The sequence below is a fragment of the Streptomyces sp. B1866 genome (genome assembly GCF_031932565.1).
Classification (GTDB): Bacteria; Actinomycetota; Actinomycetes; order Streptomycetales; family Streptomycetaceae; genus Streptomyces.
Map to the genome: position 1 here is coordinate 1 of NZ_JAVSCF010000406.1, position 3,428 is coordinate 3,428.

Genomic DNA, 3,428 nt, shown 5'->3' on the forward strand with positions numbered 1-3,428 from the left:
GACAGCCGCTCCAGCACCAGGATTCCGGCGCCTTCGGCCCAGGCCACGCCGTCCGCCGCCCGGGAGAAGGCCTTGCAGCGCCCGTCGGCGGCAAGGCCGCGCTGCCGGGAGAACTCGACGAACGGACGCGGGGTGTGCATCACGGTGACGCCGCCGGCCAGCGCCATGTCGCACTCGCCGGTCCGCAGGGCCTGCGCCGCCAGGTGCAGCCCGACCAGGGACGTCGAGCAGGCGGTGTCCACGGTGACCGCGGGGCCGATGAAGTCGAACGTATAGGAGACGCGGCCCGAGGCGATGCTGCCCGCGCTTCCGGTGCCGAGCGTGCCCTCGAACCCGGCGGGCGCGGCGCCCAGCCGGGACGCGTACTCGTGGTACATCACCCCGGCGTACACGCCGGTCCGGCTGCCCCTGAGCGAGGCCGGGTCGATACCCGCCCGCTCGATCGCCTCCCACGAGCACTCCAGCAGCAGCCGCTGCTGCGGATCCATCGCCTGCGCCTCACGCGGCGAGATCCCGAAGAAGGCCGCGTCGAACTCCCCGGCGTCGTGCAGGAATCCGCCGTGCCGTACGTACGACGTGCCGACGGCGTCGGGGTCCGGGTCGTACAGCCCGTCCACGTCCCAGCCGCGGTCGGTCGGCCACTCGGAGATGGCGTCCGTCCCGGAGGCGACCAGGTCCCACAGGTCCTCGGGCGTGCGCACGCCGCCGGGGAAGCGGCCGGCCATGCCGACGATGACCACCGGGTCGTCGTCGGCCGGCGGCGCCGCGGGCGCGGGCACGGTGGCGGGAGCGGCGCCGCGCCCGGTCGGGGTGAGGCGGGTCAGGACGTGCTCGGCGATGGCCGCGGGGGTGGGGTGGTCGTAGGTGAGGGTGGCCGGCAGCCGCAGTCCGGTGGCGGCGGAGAGCCGGTTGCGGAACTCGACGGCGGTGAGCGAGTCGAAGCCGATCTCGCCCAGGTTCTGGTCCGGCCGTATGCCGTCGGCCGCGTTGTACCCCAGCGTGTCGGCGACGGCGTTGCGCACGAGGTTGAGCGCCGTGCGCGTGCGCTCGGGGCCGGTCAGCTCGCCGATCCTGTCCCGCAGCGCCGCCGCCGGCCTGGTACCCGCCCGCTCGGGCACCAGGCCGCGCAGCGGTACGGGGAGGTGGTCACGCCGGGCGCGCAGCGCGGCGCGGTCCACCCGCATCGGCACCAGCAGCGCCCGGCCGGCGGCGCGTGCGGCGTCGAAGAGCCGCATGCCGTCCTCGGCGGTCAGCGCGGTCACGCCGATCCGGGAGATCCGCGTCAGCTCGGTGTCGCCGAGGCCGCGGGCCATGCCGCCGTGCTCGGCCCACAGCCCCCAGGCCAGGGACACGCCGGGCAGGCCCAGCCGCCGCCGATGCGCGGCGAGCGCGTCGAGGTAGGCGTTCGCCGCGGCGTAGTTGCCCTGTCCGGCGGCGCCCAGCACGGCCGACGCCGAGGAGAACAGCACGAACGCGGCCAGGTCCAGGTGGGCGGTCAGCTCGTGCAGGTGGCGGGCGCCGTCGACCTTCGCCGCGAACGAGGTGTCGATCCGCTCGGGCGTCAGCGCGTGCAGGACTCCGTCGTCCAGGACGCCGGCGGTGTGCACGACGGCGGTGAGCGGGTGCTCGTCCGGTACGGCGGCGATCAGCGCGGCGACGGCGTCGCGGTCGGAGACGTCGCAGCGTACGGCGGTGATGTCCGCGCCGAGCGACGCGGTGCCCGGCGCGGGCCGGCCGCTGCGGCTGGCGAGGACCAGCCTGCGCACGCCGTGGTTCCGTACGAGGTGTCCGGCCACGAGCCCGGCCAGCGCGCCCGAGCCGCCGGTGATCAGGACGGTGCCCTCGGGGTTCCAGCCGACCGGGGTGCCCGGTATGGAGACGGCGGCCAGCCGTGGCACCAGGACGGCGCCGTCCCGGATCGCCAGCTGCGGCTCTCCCGTGGCGAGCGCGGCGGCCAGGGCTTCCGGGGACAGCTCGGGGTCGTCCGCGTCGATCAGCAGGAAGCGGTCGGGGTGCTCGGTCTGTGCGGTGCGGACCAGGCCCCACAGCGGCGCGTGGGCGAGGTCGTCGACGCCGTCGTCGCCGACCTCGACGGCGCGGCGGGTGAGCAGGGCCAGGGTGGTGCTGCCGGTGTCCGTGGCCAGCCAGCGCCGCAGCAGGTCCAGCGCCTGGTACGCGGCCTGGTACGCGGTCCCGGCACCGAGGCACGGCACGACCACGATGTCGGCGTCCTGGGACAGGGCCTCGTCCGCCGTACGCACCCGGGCGACGCGGAGGCCCGAGCCGTCACCGGCGGGCACGGGCACCCAGTCGACGCGGAACAGGGAGTCGCGGGGTCCGGCCGCGAGCTGCCCGGCGGAGACCGGGCGCAGGGTGAGCGAGTCGGCCGTCAGCACCGGCCGGCCGGCGGTGTCGGTGACGTCCAGCCGGACGGCGTCGGTGCCCGCCCGGGAGATCCGTACGCGCACGGCGGTGGCGCCACGGGCCCGCAGGGCCACGCCCTCCCAGGCGAACGGCAGGTACTTCTGATCCGGCCGCTCGTGGAAGGCGCCCAGCCGGGCGACGTGCAGAACGGCGTCGAGCAGGGCCGGGTGCATGCCGAACCTGGCGGCGTCGGCACCGGCCGCCTCGGGCAGCACGACCTCGGCGAGCACGTCGTCGTCCAGCCGCCACGCGGCCCGTACGCCCTGGAACAGCGGACCGTAGTGGTAGCCGTGGGCGGCGAGGTCGGCGTAGAAGCCGTCGAGGTCGACGGCCCTGGCCTCTGGCGGCGGCCAGGAACCGGCCGGGAAGTCGGGCTCGGGCGGGTCGGCGGGCGCCAGCAGGCCGTCGGCGTGCAGCGTCCACTCGTGCTCGGTGTCCTCGTCGTACGGGCGGGAGTGGACGCTGAGCGCCCGCCGGCCGTCGTCCTCCGGAGCGCCGACGGCCACCTGCACCTGCACCGCGCCGCGCTGCGGCANTCGTCCTCCGGAGCGCCGACGGCCACCTGCACCTGCACCGCGCCGCGCTGCGGCAGGACCAGCGGCTGGTGCAGCGCCAGGTCCCGCACGACCGGGCAGCCCACCTCCTCACCTGCGCGCAGGGCCAGCTCGACAAAGGCGGTACCGGGAAGCAGGACCGAGCCCAGGACGGTGTGATCGGCCAGCCAGGGGTGGGTGCGCAGCGCCAGCCGCCCGGCGAAGACGACCTTGTCGTCGCCCGCGACGCTGACGACGGCGCCCAGCAGCGGGTGCCGGGCGTCGGCGAGTCCGATCTCGGACGGCTCGGCGGCGCCGGAGGCGGGGTGCATCCAGTAGTGCTGGTGTTGGAAGGGGTAGGTGGGCAGGTCGACGGTCCGGGCTTCGGGGAACAGCGGCGCCCAGTCGACCGGATGCCCCTGGACATGCACCGTGCCCAACGCCGTCACCGCGGTCCGTACGTCGTCATGG

The 3,428-nt window shown here is 75.8% G+C and carries 1 protein-coding gene and 1 pseudogene; both read right to left on the reverse strand.

Annotated elements, in window-relative coordinates; all coding sequences use genetic code 11:
* The coding region (locus tag RKE29_RS28765; protein WP_312008643.1) for an SDR family NAD(P)-dependent oxidoreductase at positions 1 to 2,942 on the reverse strand (2,942 nt) is incomplete at its 3' end.
* 77 nt (positions 2,943 to 3,019) lie between these two features.
* A pseudogene (locus RKE29_RS30900) lies at positions 3,020 to 3,289 on the reverse strand (hypothetical protein); the annotation flags it as partial.
* Between the last annotated feature and the right edge of the window lie 139 nt (positions 3,290 to 3,428).